General features: G+C 42.3%; 13 protein-coding genes and 1 tRNA gene. 2 read left to right on the top strand and 12 right to left on the bottom strand.

What is annotated here, in order from left to right; genetic code table 11:
• Positions 1–10: 10 nt before the first annotated feature.
• The gene (locus tag JJ941_RS13870) at positions 11–1,441 is read left to right on the top strand and encodes a GWxTD domain-containing protein (RefSeq protein ID WP_290966420.1); all 1,431 of its coding nucleotides are present in this window, start codon (positions 11–13) and stop codon (positions 1,439–1,441) included.
• Between the two features lie 217 nt (positions 1,442–1,658).
• Here the strand turns inward: JJ941_RS13870 and JJ941_RS13865 are convergent, their stop codons facing one another.
• From JJ941_RS13865 to JJ941_RS13825, 9 genes are all read right to left on the bottom strand, one after another.
• On the bottom strand, positions 1,659–2,342 hold the full coding sequence (locus tag JJ941_RS13865; RefSeq protein WP_290966418.1) for a hypothetical protein: 684 nt from the start codon (positions 2,340–2,342) through the stop codon (positions 1,659–1,661).
• A 78-nt stretch (positions 2,343–2,420) separates the two neighbouring features.
• Positions 2,421–2,864, bottom strand: a complete 444-nt coding sequence (locus JJ941_RS13860) for a Calx-beta domain-containing protein (RefSeq protein WP_290966415.1) — start codon at positions 2,862–2,864, stop codon at positions 2,421–2,423.
• A 38-nt stretch (positions 2,865–2,902) separates the two neighbouring features.
• Positions 2,903–4,402: a RagB/SusD family nutrient uptake outer membrane protein gene (locus tag JJ941_RS13855; protein ID WP_290966412.1), complete on the bottom strand. Its 1,500-nt coding sequence runs from the start codon at positions 4,400–4,402 to the stop codon at positions 2,903–2,905.
• Positions 4,403–4,422: 20 nt separating this feature from the next.
• A complete protein-coding gene (locus tag JJ941_RS13850) occupies positions 4,423–7,500 on the bottom strand; it encodes a SusC/RagA family TonB-linked outer membrane protein (RefSeq protein ID WP_290966407.1) in 3,078 nt (1,025 codons plus the stop codon).
• A 304-nt stretch (positions 7,501–7,804) separates the two neighbouring features.
• Positions 7,805–8,476, bottom strand: a complete 672-nt coding sequence (locus tag JJ941_RS13845; RefSeq protein ID WP_290966404.1) for a hypothetical protein — start codon at positions 8,474–8,476, stop codon at positions 7,805–7,807.
• Positions 8,477–8,605: 129 nt separating this feature from the next.
• Complete coding sequence (locus JJ941_RS13840; RefSeq protein ID WP_290966400.1) at positions 8,606–9,304, bottom strand: hypothetical protein; 699 nt, start codon at positions 9,302–9,304, stop codon at positions 8,606–8,608.
• Positions 9,305–9,327: 23 nt separating this feature from the next.
• Complete coding sequence (locus tag JJ941_RS13835; protein WP_290966397.1) at positions 9,328–10,761, bottom strand: GWxTD domain-containing protein; 1,434 nt, start codon at positions 10,759–10,761, stop codon at positions 9,328–9,330.
• A 306-nt stretch (positions 10,762–11,067) separates the two neighbouring features.
• Entirely contained in the window at positions 11,068–11,322 is a 255-nt protein-coding gene (locus JJ941_RS13830) for a GIY-YIG nuclease family protein (RefSeq protein WP_290966394.1), read from the bottom strand.
• A 63-nt stretch (positions 11,323–11,385) separates the two neighbouring features.
• A tRNA-Met gene (locus tag JJ941_RS13825) sits at positions 11,386–11,458 on the bottom strand.
• 118 nt (positions 11,459–11,576) lie between these two features.
• On the opposite strand from JJ941_RS13825, the gene rocD reads away from it, so the two are divergent.
• Entirely contained in the window at positions 11,577–12,839 is a 1,263-nt protein-coding gene (rocD, locus tag JJ941_RS13820) for an ornithine--oxo-acid transaminase (protein ID WP_290966391.1), read from the top strand.
• Positions 12,840–12,877: 38 nt separating this feature from the next.
• On the opposite strand, the gene JJ941_RS13815 is transcribed toward rocD, so the two are convergent.
• The 3 genes from JJ941_RS13815 to JJ941_RS13805 are packed head-to-tail and all read right to left on the bottom strand — an operon-like array spanning position 12,878 to position 16,882.
• A complete protein-coding gene (locus tag JJ941_RS13815; RefSeq protein WP_290966388.1) occupies positions 12,878–13,744 on the bottom strand; it encodes a hypothetical protein in 867 nt (288 codons plus the stop codon).
• Positions 13,745–13,757: 13 nt separating this feature from the next.
• Positions 13,758–14,621, bottom strand: coding sequence for a hypothetical protein (locus JJ941_RS13810; RefSeq protein ID WP_290966385.1), 864 nt, complete (start codon positions 14,619–14,621; stop codon positions 13,758–13,760).
• An 11-nt stretch (positions 14,622–14,632) separates the two neighbouring features.
• Positions 14,633–16,882, bottom strand: a complete 2,250-nt coding sequence (locus JJ941_RS13805; protein ID WP_290966382.1) for a carboxypeptidase regulatory-like domain-containing protein — start codon at positions 16,880–16,882, stop codon at positions 14,633–14,635.
• Between the last annotated feature and the right edge of the window lie 242 nt (positions 16,883–17,124).

Raw genomic sequence — 17,124 nt, 5'->3', positions numbered from 1 at the left:
TAAACGCCACATGATTCAATTATATAGAATTACCCCCTTTGTTCTTAGCCTACTTATACTTTTGGTTTTTCAGGGTTGCTCAAACCAATATGTTGATGATATTGACCGGGGGTCAGGGTATAACTATCAGCCGGGATTGCCTGAACTCAGATTGGCAACTTCCGGCCAGATTACTGAATCAAACACTCCCAAAATCATTGTTTCCGGAAATGTTGTGTATGGAAGCCTGGTCTATTCCCAAAAAGACAGCGTATTTGAAGCAAGCATCCTGGTAGAAATCCTGATCAGAAGTACCTCTGATGAAAGTGAACCTCCCAAAAGACGAGAATTTATTCAAACGGTAAGAAGAGCAGACCAAAGCATTATTAACAATCAGGAAGTTTTTCGGTTTGAAGAGTCATTCACAGTATCTCCCGGCACATACGAAATTCAAACCATGGTGACGGATCAAAAATCCGGCAAGAGTACCCTGCGAACCAGTAAAACTGAACTGCCAGATCCTTCTGATAATATTTCCCACATCACGGAAATCAGAATTTTGGGTAAAAATACGGATAGCTCACAGGAAAGCTTTAATCAGGCCACCACCTATGATATTCCCTCAAAGATCGATTCTTTGAAATTCGTATTTCAGGTTACCAACAACAAACCCGATGACCCTCTGGATATAGAATCACGGCTTATTAAGTTTAAATCGGACACGACCATTGCCCGCCCTATGCACTTTAATAATTATTCGCCCTCCAGCATTCAGTACCGTGGTATCGAGTATGATGATTATGAAGTCATTCAAACCTCAACCCGTACGCTTGACCAAACCGGAAGCGTTTTAATCGAATTTGAATTTGCAAATCTTGACCGGGGAAATTACAGACTTGAGGTTACTGCCAATGAAGGGGAAGAGAATGAACTTTATAAGGCCAGAGATTTCGGTATCAAGAGCCCCAACTACCCTTCTTTGAAAACGGCCAAAGAGCTGGCTCGACCTCTTGCTTATTTAATGGAGGAGAAAGAGTATGAAAAACTAATGGCGATCGAAGATCCGGAAAAAATGAAAAAAGCTATCGATCGGTTTTGGCTCTCCAATATTCAGAACTCAAATATGGCACGGAATGTCATCTCTCTGTATTACGAACGCGTAGAGGAGGCCAACAAGCAATTTTCTAATTTTAAGGAAGGCTGGAAAACAGACCCGGGGATGATCTACATTTTATTTGGTCCACCCTGGTATAGCGACAGTTTTTCAGATCAAATGGTTTGGTCTTATTCCTACAACCAAAACGATCCGGAAAAAACTTTTCTTTTTAATCAGTCCAAACTGAAGTCAAAGTATTATCCTTTCTATAACTACCTGCTTCAACGCAATGGCTTTTACCATCAGGTACAATATCAGCAGATAAACCATTGGCTGAATGGAAGTATTTTGACCAGGAACTTATAGTCCTGAACTCTCTATAATAATCTTCTTACCCTAAATACATCAGTTTATGAAATCCATCTGACAGATTACCCGTCCAATGAATGGCCTGAATGAACTAACCCTCTCTTCTGACCCTGACTTAAGTTCAGGGTCACCATTCTTTTATCACAAAGAGTAAAGTTCTTGAATCCACAGACTATCCCGGTTCCTCACTGTAGTAATCCTGAAGCCCTGCTACTTACTGAACATTTGATGCAAAGGCTTCGACGGTTAATGAATTTTCAATGTTTTCTATTATTTGGGAACTGTTATCAGAATTGGTGGGATCAATCAAATTATCATTCTCATCATAAAACACATCTTTAAGGTCTAAAGACTTAATAATGACGATTGTTTCATCATCATCATTTAGTTTCACATCTTCAAAAGTCAGTTCTTTTGTAAAGTTCGCTTTAGATCTGTAGGTAAAGTTCTTCCCATTGTATGTTCCCTTTATAATTATAGAATAGTTACCGTTGGAACCTATAAAATCATCATCTACAATATTAGACCCTTGTGCTACCGGACGTAAAAACATAGTGTAAGAGTTAAAAACAGCATTGTCGGCTATAGTCAAACCAACCCCTATCACCAGGCGCTCGTCGGTTGCATTCTCATCATATCCAAAAATAAAGGCTCTTATACTGTTGGAACTACCGAGTTCTATGTCATCTCCTTTCAGGTTAAACTGACCAATGGAGAATTTGAATTCGTCAACTCTGAGAGTATCCTCACCGGCCTGGAGGTCTTCCGCTATTTCATCTACTTCAAAATAAAGAGCTATTCTTTTTTCAACCTGTATATCAGGGTTAAAAATGCTGCAAGCAGAAACCAAGGATACTGCAACAATGAATAATAAAATTTTAGTGCTACTGAATTTCATAATACCAGACTTCTAAAAATTAAAAAAAGTCATGCTCCTTGCGAAGCATGACTTTTAGTATAACTAATTGGGTCTTAATTAAGAACCAAAGATAAAGGTAGTGGACTGATCCAGGTTAGGAGCAGCTGTTACATCACCGGAATCTTCCAGGTTCAGAATTAACGTTACTTCTTCACCTGCATTCAGGTTTCCATCAATCAGGTTAACTGTAACCGTTGTGGAGCTTGTTCCTGAAGCAATAGTTGCTGAGGTGGAAGATAGCGTGTAGTGCGTTCCTGCAACAGCAGTTGAAGAACCATCTACATTAAAGCTAACCGGAAGGTCAGAACCTCTTTGCTCACCGATTAACTGAATGGCTACGTCAAATGAACCGCTGTTTTGGTTCGCTTCTTGTTGAAGAGGCTTGAACTCAATTTGAGCAGGTCCATTGAACTTTCCTTCTACATCACCTTTGTCGAAGAGGCTGTCGCAGCTTACAAACAAAAGCGGTATAAGTACAAATATTAGTGCTTTAAGTTTCATTGGATAAAATATTTTATGTGAAAATTTCTGTAGGCTGATTACTCGGCGTAACCTGGATTCTCAACCAATAGATCGTTTACGTTTCTCAATCCTGATCCGATTTCAGCAAGAATTCGGTAAGAATCGGCACGCATCTTAATAGATCCATCCGGGTTTCGAACATCACGAGCTAAACGCTTCAGGTCCCAGAAACGATGTCCTTCAACGCCTAATTCACGCATTCTCTCATCCAATATGTAGTCTTCAAAAGCAGTCATATCAGTAAGAGCAGTAGCAGGAACAGTACCTGCGTTACGAGCGGTCATCAGAGTCTGAAGTGGTGTAACACCGGCTGCAGGACTATTAGCATCTTTAGCTAACGCTTCTGCACGGATAAGATACATTTCTGCAAGTCTTATCATTGGCATGTCATCTACAGAGTTTCCTTTCTCTCCACCAAACTTAACACTTACCAAACCGTTGGTGTTAACACCAGTACAGTTTGTAGGCTGAGTTAATGGATTCAACTGAGTAGTAGTACAGTCTTCGTACCAACCTAATCGGTAGTCGGCTGCATCATACTTGTCTAACAGGAATTGTGTTGGCAATTGAGCCAGGAACCCGTCAGCTGTGTAAGTAGCCGGGCCGTTGTTTGCGAATGAACCACCACCTGTAGTATTCTCAGTATCGCTGTTTACAACAACTTTAAAGATCGCTTCCGGATGGTTGCCTGATCTTTCATCAAACATTTCCGCTACACCGGTTTGTGTGTCAACCAAAGTACCAGGGAAGTTGTTGATCGCATCTTGTGCAGCTGATGCAGCAGCAGCCCAGTTACCTGCGTACAGGTTAACTCGAGCTGAAAGCGCGTCAACAAAAGCTTCAGTAACGTATCTGTTATCTGCATTTTCGCCGGCTAATAAAGTTTTAGCATCACTCAGGTCATTTAAGATTTGAGTGTAAACTTCACCAACGGTGCTTCTGGCACGGGTATCAGCATCTGAAAGATCTAATACCGGTTCTGTACGAATTACAATACCGGCATTCCAGTTTGCCTGAGGGCCTACTGAAAAATTACCGGGCTCATAACCATACACACGAACCATGGTATGCATTGCGAAAGCTCTTAATGCAAGAGCTTCCCCTCGGTATAGATCAAGGGTAGCAGGGTCTTCAAATACTGAAGGCTCCACTGCTCCGATAATCAGGTTTGCATCCTGAATGATTTCATACAGGCCCCAATTATTAAGGTGAGCAGTACCACCGCTTGTGCCGGTAGCTACTGTTAATGCCTGGTAACGGGTTGAACCGGGTCGGTTACGGGTTTCATCAGCAAAAGCACTTGGGCCGATGAAATATTCTGTAGTAAATCCGAAATTTTCACGGATTTTTGAGTACATGGAAGCTCTGAGAGCATCCACTCCTTCTTCACTTGTAAGCACTACTTCAGCAGATACAGAAGTAGAAGGCTCTACATCGTCCAAGAGGCTGTCGCAGCTGGTAAAACCTACCATAAGTGCTGCAACAAGAACGTATTTTAGTGTTTTTAAATTATTCATATGTCTATCTAATTTTTTGATTAAAACTGGATTTCAATCCCTGCATTCACCTGTCGCTCAGTCGGGTAAGAAGCGTAAACTTCGTTTCCGTAGATGTCATCGGTGTCAGCAGCAACTTCCGGATCGTACCATGGCCATGCGGTCCATGTTACCAGGTTAACTGCAGAAGCAAACAAGCGTACGTTGTTCAATCCAAGGCTCTGAGTAAATCTGTCAGGCAGATCGTAGTTCAGAGATACGTTCTTGAGTCGAATGTAGCTTGTATTATAGATTGAGCCTGTACTTAACTGTGTACGGTAATTCGCAGTCTCTGCAAAGTCGGTACCGGCTGTCATAGCTCGTGGATAGTGAGTAATGTCACCCGGTGCTGTCCAGCGCTTATTAACCTCTGTAGAGAGGTTCATCAAGAAATCAGGCGTTCTTGTAAAGTAGTAGTCGGTTCCTGGGAAAGCCCATTGGCCAAAGCTGAATTGTAAAAACGCATCAGCGCTAAATCCTTTATAGCTGATTGTGTTACCAAAACCACCGGTCACATTTGCTACACCGTCTTTGTATTCAACCGCATCTACAGAGTTGGTTGGAGTGTAGGTAATGTTACCATCGGCATCGTACCACATTGGACGACCATCAGCAGGGTTTACACCCGCCCATCGTACAACCTGGATTAAACCAATCGGCTTGCCTTCCTGAAGGCTTTCAAACAGATCATCTTCATCAATTGGAGTTCCGTTTGGAAGTTCAAGGATTTCATTGTCGGTAAAGGCTACGTTAAAGCGTGACTGCCATCTGAAACCGGCAGCAGCAACGTTAACTGTATTGATTTCAAACTCAATACCGGTGTTTCGTACTTCACCAATGTTCTCAGTAATATCATCATAACCACTGCTTGATGGAAGTGGACGATCGAATAGAAGCTGAGTATTATCTTTTTGGTAAGCATCAATAGAACCAAAGATACGGCCTTCGAATAATTCATAGTCAAGACCAATGTTGATTTCCTGAGCTTCTTCCCAACCTAAGTTAGCGTTAGCCAGCTGATTCGGACGTAAGCCTGTTGAGCCAAGGTAAGAACCTGAAGCAGAATACAAGCCTCGGGAAGCAAAGTTACCAATCGCAGAGTTACCTGTTGTACCGTACCCGGCACGCAGTTTCAACTGATCAATAGCTTCAATATCCAGGAAGTCTTCTTCGGAAATAATCCAGCCTACAGATACAGATGGGAAGAATCCCCAGCGAGTATCTTCACCGAATCGTGAGTTACCATCATAACGAGCAACAACATTCAGGATGTATTTCTCGTCGTAGGTGTATTTAGCGTTACCAAAGTAACTGGCTTGTTTCCACTGGCTGTTAATACCGGCAGCAGTAGTTGGAGTAGATGTAGCACTCAATACCTGGAAGAATGGTCCCGGCAGTCCGTCACCACGAGTTAACTGGCTTTCGGAATAATCAGAACGGAACTCAGTTCCTACGAAACCTGAAACAGCATGAACACCGTCAAAAGTACGGGTTGCGTTTGCAACCAGGTTACCCTGATAGTTTTCTACGTTTCGGTTTGCAAAGCTGATCCAACCATTTTGAGCCGGAGCTGCAACAGCAGAACGATATTGCTCATCCTGAGTATTTCGGTAATCAATATTAGCACTACCGCTGAAAGACAACCAGTCGTTAGCTTGGTACTGTAGTTTCAAAGCACTTAATACCTGAGTAACGGTGTTGTTACGGTCCACTTCGTTTTTCACAACCGCTGGGTTGGTAGAAAGTCCAAAACGGGTGTTAGGGTTGTAAGAACCATCAGCAAGGTATGGGAAACTCATTGGAGCTTCGAACATCGCCTGAGATGGAGGACAGTTAATAAAGTTACCATCCTGACATACACCGGTTTGGGTAGCACGAGAAATATTCAAACGAACGCTTGCACGCAGCTTGTCTGTCATGTCGTGATCAATATTCGTACGTAAATTCAGACGGGTAAAGTCACTACCAAAAGCTGTTCCCTCAGTATCTTCATAACCACCTGAAAGCAGGAAGTTGGTTGATGAGTTACCACCGGAAGCAGAAACATTGTACTTCTGAGTTACACCTTCAGAGAAGATGAAATCCTGCCAGTCAGTATTAGCCAACTGTGGGTCGTTCGGGTCAGAATCAGGATCTGCACCAAAGAAACCTAAGAAGAAGTTTCTGTATGTATCTTCAAAAGAAGAAATGTCAGCACCATCAGCGCTTACATCGGTCACACCATTATTAATGGCAAGTCCTTCTCCCATGTAACGTACATATTCCTCAGAGTTGATGTAGTCAACGTTACGAGCCAGGGAACGAACACCGGTTTCAGCTCTTGCAGTAATTCGGGTTGGGCCTGCAGTACCGTTCTTGGTAGTAATAATTACTACACCGGCAGCAGCCTGAGCACCGTAAATAGCCGCAGAAGCCGCATCTTTAAGTACTTCAATAGACTCAATGTCGCCTGGGTTAATAGCATTCAGTGGAGTAGTACTGGCCTGTGAAGAAGTCTGCGCAAAAGAAATCTGCACACCATCCACAATGTAAAGAGGCTCAGTAGCCGCGTTAATAGAACCATTACCACGGATGTTAACCTTGAATGCACCACCCGGGTTACCGGAAGTAGTGGTAATGTTTACACCTGCAGCACGTCCCTGAAGAAGGGCTTCTGTACTTTGCAGAGAAACATTTTCAAATTCATCAGAAGAAATAGTTGAAATAGAACCGGTGATTTCCCGCTTCTGCTGTACAGCATAGCCGGATACAACCAATTCGTCCAGTCCAACCACATCCACACTTAATTGAATATCAAGTGTAACGGTGCCGGATCCAATTTCAACACTTCTTGAAACTGTTTCATAACCAACGTATCGGTAAGATACGGTGTAAGTGCCTGCATCAATTCCGGAAATCGTGTAATTACCGTCAATATTAGACTGGGCACCTTTATTTAGCGATTCGATATAAACAGTCGCACCAATTAACGGCTCGCCTGTTTCAGCATCTGTAACTTGCCCTGTTAATGTACCGCTTTGTGCAAACGCACTCGCCGATAATAACAAAGCAAATACTGTAAATAGTAGCTTTTTAAACATAGTAGCTTTGATTTAAGTTATAGGTTTTAGATAGCACGTAATAGTAGCTATAAAGTCAACAAGTGATAATATTAGATTAACATTAAAATACAAAACCAATAATGCCCTAATTTTCATTTTAACCATGAAGATGGTTCTCAGAAAATCGGGGAGTATGGGTATTTAACACCTACTTATATAAGAAATGTATTTTTTGGTAACCTAAAATTATTCATCATTGCTGGGTTGCAGAAATATTTTGTCCTGCCATACCCCGTTAATATAATCAGTTTTGAACTACTGCCAACTTAATCAGGCAAAAAAATTAAGAAAAAGGACTTTTTTGAATGATTTTCTGCAACACATCATCCAGTAAGTTTCTGTAAACCTGATCTCCATCCATTACAGAGTATTTTTTTACTGAATTCACTTTACCCCAGGCTGCGGCTTTTTGTAATTCATTATCCCAGATCAGGTACTTGGTTTCAAACTTAAGCCGGGTCTCCTTATGCATTTCATGGCCGGCATAATTCCCACCCCCTGTTTCAATGGTGTACATCTGGTAATTATACTGATCCAGAATAAGTATGAAACGGCTGTCAATAGCTTCCATATTAAGTGCCGTTTCCTCTTTGGGGCCAATGATTTGCATTTTTTCATCGGTACCCAGATTCAGCTCTTTCATTTCAAATGCAGATCCATTTAGTGAATCTCCTTTAAATATTGAAGTCACATCAGCATCCGTATTTCTTTCTATATAAAATGGAAGGTAATAATCAAAGATGTGAGATTCGTTTGGCTTTAATTCTCCGTACACATAGTTGGGAAAAATATTAAAGAAGTATTCCGCTTCTACCGGTAAAATGGTTACGGTAGAATTTTTAACTGCGTTATCTTTTGAATAGTCCGGAGCTAAGAATTGAGAACTGTTGGTTGTGGAACAAGAAGCTGTAAATAATAATATAGTGGCAGCTACAGCTAATAATCTGTATTTCATTAGTTATTAAAAAATGTTAAATGATAATTTTATAGAGCAGACCTTGATGAATAGTAAGTCTGGATTTTTCGGTCTTACAATACTACTTAATACGTATCTATTATTTTAAAATTTATTAAATAATTATTCTCAGGATGTAATCTCGTTGTATTTGTTCACAGCCTTTTCGATATGATCCGGATTAGAGAGGTCAAGATTATTCTCTTTGATGTAGTTATTGACTTGTTTGTTGTCATTAAAATGTTTTGCAACCCGGCGGTGTCTTAACCGTCTCAGCTCATGAACTTCCCCACCCTTTTTCAGATAGTAACGTTTGTTTTTTGCATAGACTTCTTCTTTGGAGGCTGACCCATAACCGGCACTGGAGTTTTCTGAGTAGTTAACCTCATGCTTAATCAAAAAGCTCATGGCACCGTCGGCCTTCACTTCAACAAATTGGTTAGCATCCAGTCTTCTTGACTCAAATCCTTTTTTATATACTCTTTCCTCTCCATTCATTTCTACAACAAACTGCTTTACGTCATCAGCAGAAACGGCATATACCTGATTGCCATCAACAATTTCTATCCTGTTCTCATAAATATTGTAATTCATTTCCAGGTTCTCGGTAGTCGCTCCGCTGTACAGCTCAAAAGAACCCATTAAAAAATTATCGGCGATATAGGGATTCCCTTTTACATTGGTTGTTTGAAAAGTAGGGATCAGATTATAGCTGACCATTTCCTGAATGTCATCAGTGGTCACTTTAGTCTGAGCTAATAAAGGGAGAGCAAATAAAGCTGCCAAAGTAAATAGTAACGTGCTCTTAATTTGTTTTGAAAGTGTCATGGTATTGGTTTTAATAATAAGTGTTAAAGATCTACTGAAAGGATGTTGCCGGTTCTCCAGCGCTGTATTTGTCTGTATTCCAGATTGTGGTATAAAATATTGCGGTCTAAAATGTAATTGTCAAAGGGGAAGTACTTACTTTTTAAATCAGATACCCTGAATAAAAAGCCTCTTTCAGGGTCATCCAGATTATTGGTGTAGTACCAAATCATCCGAGAGTTTAATACATCGTCAACACTCCATGGCGGACCAAAAAGGATATAAACCCTTCCCGGATCTGTCTTCCACCCCTCTTTGAAATTTGAAAACTGTTTGTTGGCTTCTTCAACCCGGTTATAATACATGGAGATGGCCTCTTTGGCTAAAGCTGAATTATTGATGTTCTTCAACCAGAACCGATCGATGGCACTTTTTAAAGAATCAGTATCTTCGATGCTCATCAAAGCCTCGTACTCATCTTCCTCCATTATATAGTATAGAGTCTCGGCCATTTTTCGTGCAGTTTTGACCGCAGGATAAAATGGTGGTTTAATTCCAAACTCTCTGCCTGATATGGCCTCAACATCATTCCCATCCGTTATCTCTACTTCCAGGCGATAGTTTCCTTCATCGAGCCCCTTGTAGGCATACTCAATAAAAATATTTCCCTGCTGCTGCAACGTTCGGGTTCCGGACTGAAGAATGTCAAATTCATCGTACTCAATTCCCTGATACCTGATATTAGATCGGGGGTAGTTCTGAATGCTCATGGGCCAGGCGATGGAAGTATCTGCCCGAAATTTCTTTAATCTTGAGTTTACAGTGATATCATTGTTGGTACTATTGGTAATCTGTACCACGAACTTCAGAGAGTCGAGCTGGCCCGGAACATCATAGGTTGTTACCGGAACAAATTCGGAATTAGTAAGTGCATTGTTCTTCCCGAAGATTTGAATTTCTGATATGGCGGCAATGCGGTCGGCGTAATCGGGAATAGTCACTTCATTATTTTGGGTTGTTTGCTTGCCCGACTTTTCATCAGTCAAAACAACTTCCACATTAAAAGACCCCGGCCTCACTTCAAACTTTTCGTTAAAGCGGTGAACATTCTGGCTGAAAATAACCCCGCTATCGTCGCTGACCAGAGAATCTGTGATTGTTTCCCGGGCTACAAAATCGCCGTCTTTTTGGTCTGTTATATTAATGTCGATCGACACATCTGCCTGAAGATCGCCCCGGGCATTTTCAGCGTATATCAAACCGGCATATACAATATCACCTGATACATCTATAATGGGGGTTCCGTCCAAATTGTAATATCCGGCTGTGGATAGCCTCAACTCCGGAAACCCGAATTCATAATTGTAGCCACCGCCCCTTTCAATGTCATCGATATAGTAATCGGAGCAATTCGCGAGAACACTTCCCGCAAAAAGGACCATCAGGAACAGCTTTAATTGTCTTATTTCTGCGTGCATCAAGTAACGAACAATATCAATTTTAAATAGTTTCGATGTCGAATTATAAGATAAGCTTCCAACAATTCCATTCAATAACCTGTAAAAGCTTTAATTATTATAGGATTCTCCTAATAACATACCTTTGATAACAAATCAGGATGAGCCACGTGAAAATAAAGGCTGATTTTTGTGTAATAGTTCAGCCTTTTCTCCCCAAAATAAAAAAAGCCTTCTGAACTTAATCAGAAGGCTTTGATAGTGGCGGGGGCATCCCGGATACGGGAGAACCTGCGTCCGCCAGCCGGCGGATAAGAGCCCGACGAGCTACCCAAATTTTTCTTGCACTTGTTTCCATATATATTCTCTGCCCTTTGCAGACTTCAACTCTTTCTCTCTTTTCATGGCTTCAGGTTTTGTTTCGAATTCCTCATAGAAGATAATCTTCCATGGGCGATATTTAATTGTCCAACCTTTCTTCCCCAGTTTATTATGTGACAACATGCCCTGCTCCAGGTTAGAAGTGTATCCGATATAAATTTTTTCATGATTTGCCGAATACAGCGTATAAACTTTGTACATAGTACCCCATTTTTCTGCCCAAAATAAAAAAGCCTTCCGAACTTAATCAGAAGGCTTTTATAGTGGCGGGGGCAGGATTCGAACCTGCGACCTTCGGGTTATGAGCCCGACGAGCTACCAGCTGCTCCACCCCGCGGTGAAGGCTTTCAATATACGACTTTTACCCAACCGATATCAAGAGATTTTTTAGATTTCTTGTTAATCTTTCATTGTTCGATTTAGTAATTTTCGGGAAACTCGAATTAAAGAAATTTATGATAGACAGCAAGCAAGCTATAGCACTGGAAAATGAATACGGAGCTCATAATTATCACCCCCTGCCGGTAGTATTATCGAAGGGAAAAGGAGTTCATGTCTGGGACCCTGAAGGAAACAAGTATTATGATTTTTTATCGGCCTATTCTGCTGTTAACCAGGGGCACAGCCATCCTAAAATAATCCAGGCTTTAACCGAGCAGGCTAACACACTCAGTCTCACCTCCCGCGCTTTCTACAATAATGTGCTTGGGGAATATGAGAAGTACATCACCGACTATTTTGGATTCGATAAGGTACTTCCCATGAACACCGGTGCCGAGGGAGTTGAGACGGCTATCAAAATTTGTCGGAAATGGGCCTATGAGAAAAAGGGGATTCCTGAGCAGGAAGCGCAAATCATTGTACTGGAGAATAACTTCCACGGGCGGACCACCACGGTCATCTCTTTTTCCAACGATCCGGATGCCCGGAAAAATTTCGGACCTTATACCCCCGGTTTTATCAAGATACCATATAATGATATAGATGCACTGCAAGAGGCTTTAAAACAACCGAATATCGCCGGCCTGCTGGCCGAACCGATTCAGGGAGAAGCCGGAGTTGTGGTACCTGATGATGGTTACATCCCGAAGGCAGCCGCCCTTTGTAAAGAAAACAATGTGCTTTTTATCGCTGATGAAATTCAGACCGGTATTGCACGAACCGGAAGCTTACTTGCCGTGTGCGGAGATTGCACCTGCGCCGGTAATTGCGAGCGACAGCCTACCCATACCAAGCCCGATATGCTCATTTTAGGAAAGGCCTTATCCGGAGGAGCTTACCCGGTTTCAGCGGTGCTGGCTGATGATCCTATTATGGAAGTCATCAAACCCGGGCAGCATGGCTCTACTTATGGTGGAAACCCGCTGGCCTGCAAAGTTGCTATGGCTGCTTTAGATGTGGTGCAGGATGAGAAACTGGCTCAGAATGCCCGAAAACTGGGTGAATTCTTCCGGGAGGAGATGAATAAACTGGTTGAAGAATTTGACCTGTTTGTGAAAGTGCGCGGAAAAGGACTACTGAATGCCGTCATCATCAACGACTCTCCGGAGAGTGATACCGCGTGGAGATTTTGCGTAGCGCTGAAAGACAATGGACTACTCGCAAAACCTACGCATGGTAATATCATTCGCTTTGCGCCACCTTTGGTTATGACTGAAGAAGAGCTGATGGATTGTGTGAACATTATTAAGCAAACATTGGCAGGCTTCAACGCTTAGAAGATATACCTGCACTGCCCCGCTGTATAAATCTGCCCTTAGTCCAGATCATGGTGGGGTGCGCAGGATTCATCTACATCAAATTCGCAAGGGTGAATCTGTATTTCCGTTTCACCTGAATATTTGCTGAGTACGATTTGTTTATCAGGCGCCGGCTGGATTAGATTTTCATCCCCCTCGTTAGACTGTTCATCACCTTCTACATAGCCAACATGGGTAAATCTAAACCGGATTTTTTCACTGGAAAATCCATTGCAGGAAATGGCATCAAAGGGTCCGAATACGAATTCAGAAATGCTGTAGGGAGTCCACGACAAAGTTAGGTTTTCCAAGTCCTCATCATGTACTCTTGCCATTTCTCTGGGGGTCCATAGCCATTGCTGGCCAACCTTAATTGCCACTTCAGCATCAAGGCGTTCTCCAGCTGCTAAATCAATGTTTGTTAACCGAATTCTAAATGGTGAAATGCAGGTTACGCTATCCTTTAATACGGTAAGATCCGTTTGTTTGGTGGTTACCGAGGTTATATCATAACTAACGCCTTTCTCATCTTGCATGCTTATGCGGTACCGCTCGTCAAACTGAACAGGCATGTTTATTTGGAAGTTGTGGGTATAAACGTTGTCAAATGCTACTATGCTGTCTTCCAACACTTCCGTCTCACCGGTACTTAAATTGGTGAAGGTCATCTCAACATCAAGTGGCAATGTCCCTTCCTCACTTAAAGGTGCTTTATTATCATGCACCCGTATGTAGTTGGGTGTCTGGAAAATGTTCAGGGGTCCGTAGATTGAGTATGTTCTGTCTTCCTGCGTTATCGGATCAATTGATGATTCACATCCTTGTGATAAGCACCCGAATAACAACATTGAAAAAGCTCCTAAAAGATGTTTGAATCTACTCATTGTAACTCCTGATTCATTTAAAACTGCAGGCCACCGGGCTGCTTTCATTCCTGCATGGGTTTATCTGTATTTCTGCCTCATCAGAATATTTACTTAGCACAATCTGTTTATTTGCAGAACTCCCGTTGAATTCTGACGAATCAGGCAGTACACCCTCTTCATTTCCTTCAACGTAGCCTATATGCGTAAACCGGAATTGAATTTTTTTACTGGTGAATTCGCAGCATTCGAGAAAATCCAATGGCCCCATCACATAGCTTGAAATTTCATTTGGCGTCCAGGACAGAGTCAGCGTCTTGGCTGCTTCATCATAAACCCGGTTTACACTCCTTGGCGTCCAGCGCCAATCATCTCCTATCTTTACCGCCACTTCGGTATCGAGCCGTTCGCCGGCCTCTAAATCAATATTCGACAACTGTATTCTAAATGCTGTATTACATCCCACACTATCTTCAAGAATGGTAATTTCTGATTGTTTGGTTGTCACACTCACCAAGCTTGAAGTGACTCCTGTCTCTAAATCTTCAAGGTCAACCCGATAACGGGTATCGAACTCTATGGGCATATCAATTCTGAAATTATGGGTATAAATTCCCCGGAATTGTACCAGCCTGTCATCCAGCACTTCGGTAAGTCCTGAGTTCAGGTTTGTAACCTCCATGCTTACATTTAACGGTAATGTGGATTCTGCATTCAGCACGGCTTTACTGTTATGAACCCGTAAGTAATTCGGAGATTCAGCAATATTCAGCGGCCCGTAAATCGAGTATTGTTGATCTCCGCCCGTGATGGGTACGATAGAAGTATCACATGAAAGAGATATGGCTGCCACCAATATCAGCATACATGAAAGACGAGTGTTTTTAAAAGTCTTCATCCTTTCTCCCATCAGTTAAAGCTTACGCTCAGAGATATATAAGGCAACATCCCGGTCTGGTTTACCACTTCATACTCCACAATATCCACATAGAAAATATTATCCTGATTGTAGGCATTGATTGCCCCTATTTCACTACCCAGCCTAACCGATGTTGACAGGTCAAAATATCTTTTTAAAGAAACGTCAAGACGATGGTAAACCGGGAGCCTTTTTCCGTAGGGTTTATCGTAATAGGCAGCACCTAAACCGGGTGTTTTAGTAGGTTCATCATATGGAACATCAAGCAGTAAGTCGGTCGCATAAATTTGTGTGTAAGGAAACCCGCTGCCAAACTCCCAATTAAAGCTAAGGTCAAACCCTTTGAACCTATAATTTATGAGGGTATTTACTTTATGGCGCTGATCGTGTCCGGGATGGTAGCTTTGCAAATCTTCCCCCAGCCATCTTCCAAGTTCAGATCCTTCTGCCGTGTATTCTACTTCCCCGAACCCATAACCCACGTACCAAAACACGGGGCCGTTATCATATTCCAGCCTGAAATCTGCTCCATAGGTATTGCCTTCGGCCCGAACGGTTTCCGTTTCCAGGCCCACCGTTTGTGACCATCGTGGCACCGGTATGTTGGTGTGCTTTTTATAATACACTTCCATATTTGTGGTCCAATTTCGGCCAAAACGATTTCTCCAGGAAAAAATACTGTGGAATGCCTTTTGCAAAGGGTCATTATATCCTGTGGGTGAATACAAGGTGAAGGTGGAACCGGCATCCCGGGGATCTGTGATACCTTCCAGCGTTTGAGAGTATAAACCTGTGGCTATGCTAAACTCAGTCCGGTTGTTATTAAACGGATTGTACTGCACCCTTAACCGTGGCTCGAGTCCCGACGAATAATTCAGCGTGATCTGGGTGCCGGCTCCGGGTTCTAAAATCAGGCGGGGCGTAACCTGCCATTTGGTTTTCAGGTAAAGCTGTATGATTGCCGAAATGCCTTCGATCCCTTCATCAAAAGAAGTAAAAAGCTCATTGGCTTGTCCGCTAAAGCTTTGATACCAAACATTGACTCCATAATCAAAAGTCAGGTTTGCTACTTCTTCCTGCATATCCACCCGCAGGTACCCTTGATCAACTCTTGAATTTCGTTCAATCCGGGAATCGGAACCTTCTGTATTCGAAAATCCGGAATATCCCAGAGAGACTTCAAAGGGATGATCAAACATCTCATCGAACCCAAAACAGCGGATGCCGGCACCGGTATTCGTCCATCCCAAGCGTGTATTTCGGCTGGTGTTAATCCGCCCCTCATCTTCCGTATAAATGGCGCTTAAGCTACAATTAAACTTTTTACCCTGAAGGGTATATCTGGAAATGATATCGTAAAACTGCATGTCTTTTTCATCAGAACCCAGGTAGCCCGAAAACTGATTGATGGTTGAAGCCCTTCCACTCACAAATAAAGATGATAAGCCTTTACGCACAGGAGTTTCGATGAATATGGTAGACATATACGGGCTTAAAGAAGCACTGCCCGAAAACTTTTGAAGGTTCCCGGTTTTCAGGTTTACATCTATTACTGCCGAGGTACTGTTCATGTAGCTGTTGTCAAATCCACCGGCCATAACCGATACATTGTTGACCGCTTTTTCAGGAAAGGCAGAGAATAAGTTTGAAATATGAAAAGGTTTTACCAGCGGGATGTTATCAACCAGCACCAGGTTCTGCGATGGTGTTCCTCCGCGGATGTATAAGTCCCCACCCTGATCTCCCGTACTTACCACACCGGGCATTGTTTCGATGTAGGCCATCAAATCACCTTCAAGGCTTGCCGATGGAATCCTGGAAATATCTTCAGCCCGGATGCGGGTTATCCCGGCCATCCCTGTCTTGGCTCCTTTTTCAACAATCTCAAGATCCTGCAATTCACCAATGCTTTCCTCCATTGCAATGCGATGAATATCCGTCTCCCCTTGCCCAATCTCATAATACTCTTCAAAGGTTTTAAACCCGATGTATGAAATTTGAATTCGGTAACGCCCGGCTTTGAGACCCCTGAATTCTACAAAACCATCACGATTGGTAACGCCGTAGTCTGTGTAGTCTTCTTCTTCACCTTCAAACAACAAGACATTTGCACTTACAATAGGCTGGCCGCTCTCTTCCTGTATAATGAACCGCAAAATGGAACCAGATTGCGAATACAGGGCCGGTGAGCTGAACAAACTGAATAAAATGATGAATAGAATACCTGAGGTAAATTTCATATTACTAACTGCCTCTTTGAATGCCAGTCCTATATATACTCTAATAATTGCAAAGTTTTCACCAACAATGGTTAAGGAAATGTAAAAAACACATTGTTACAAGTATGAGCAAATTCGCGGGGTATATTTGTGCGCCTTATTCAATTAATCGACGCCTAACTTCAAAAATAATCCCCAAACTGAAATTGAGATATTAATAGAATATGATTCCCTTTCAGAAACCGTAGATATACCGGTGGGCT

It is taken from the genome of Gracilimonas sp. (genome assembly GCF_017641085.1).
In the GTDB taxonomy this organism is placed as follows: Bacteria; Bacteroidota; Rhodothermia; order Balneolales; family Balneolaceae; genus Gracilimonas.
This window is presented reverse-complemented; position numbering and strand designations above follow the sequence as displayed.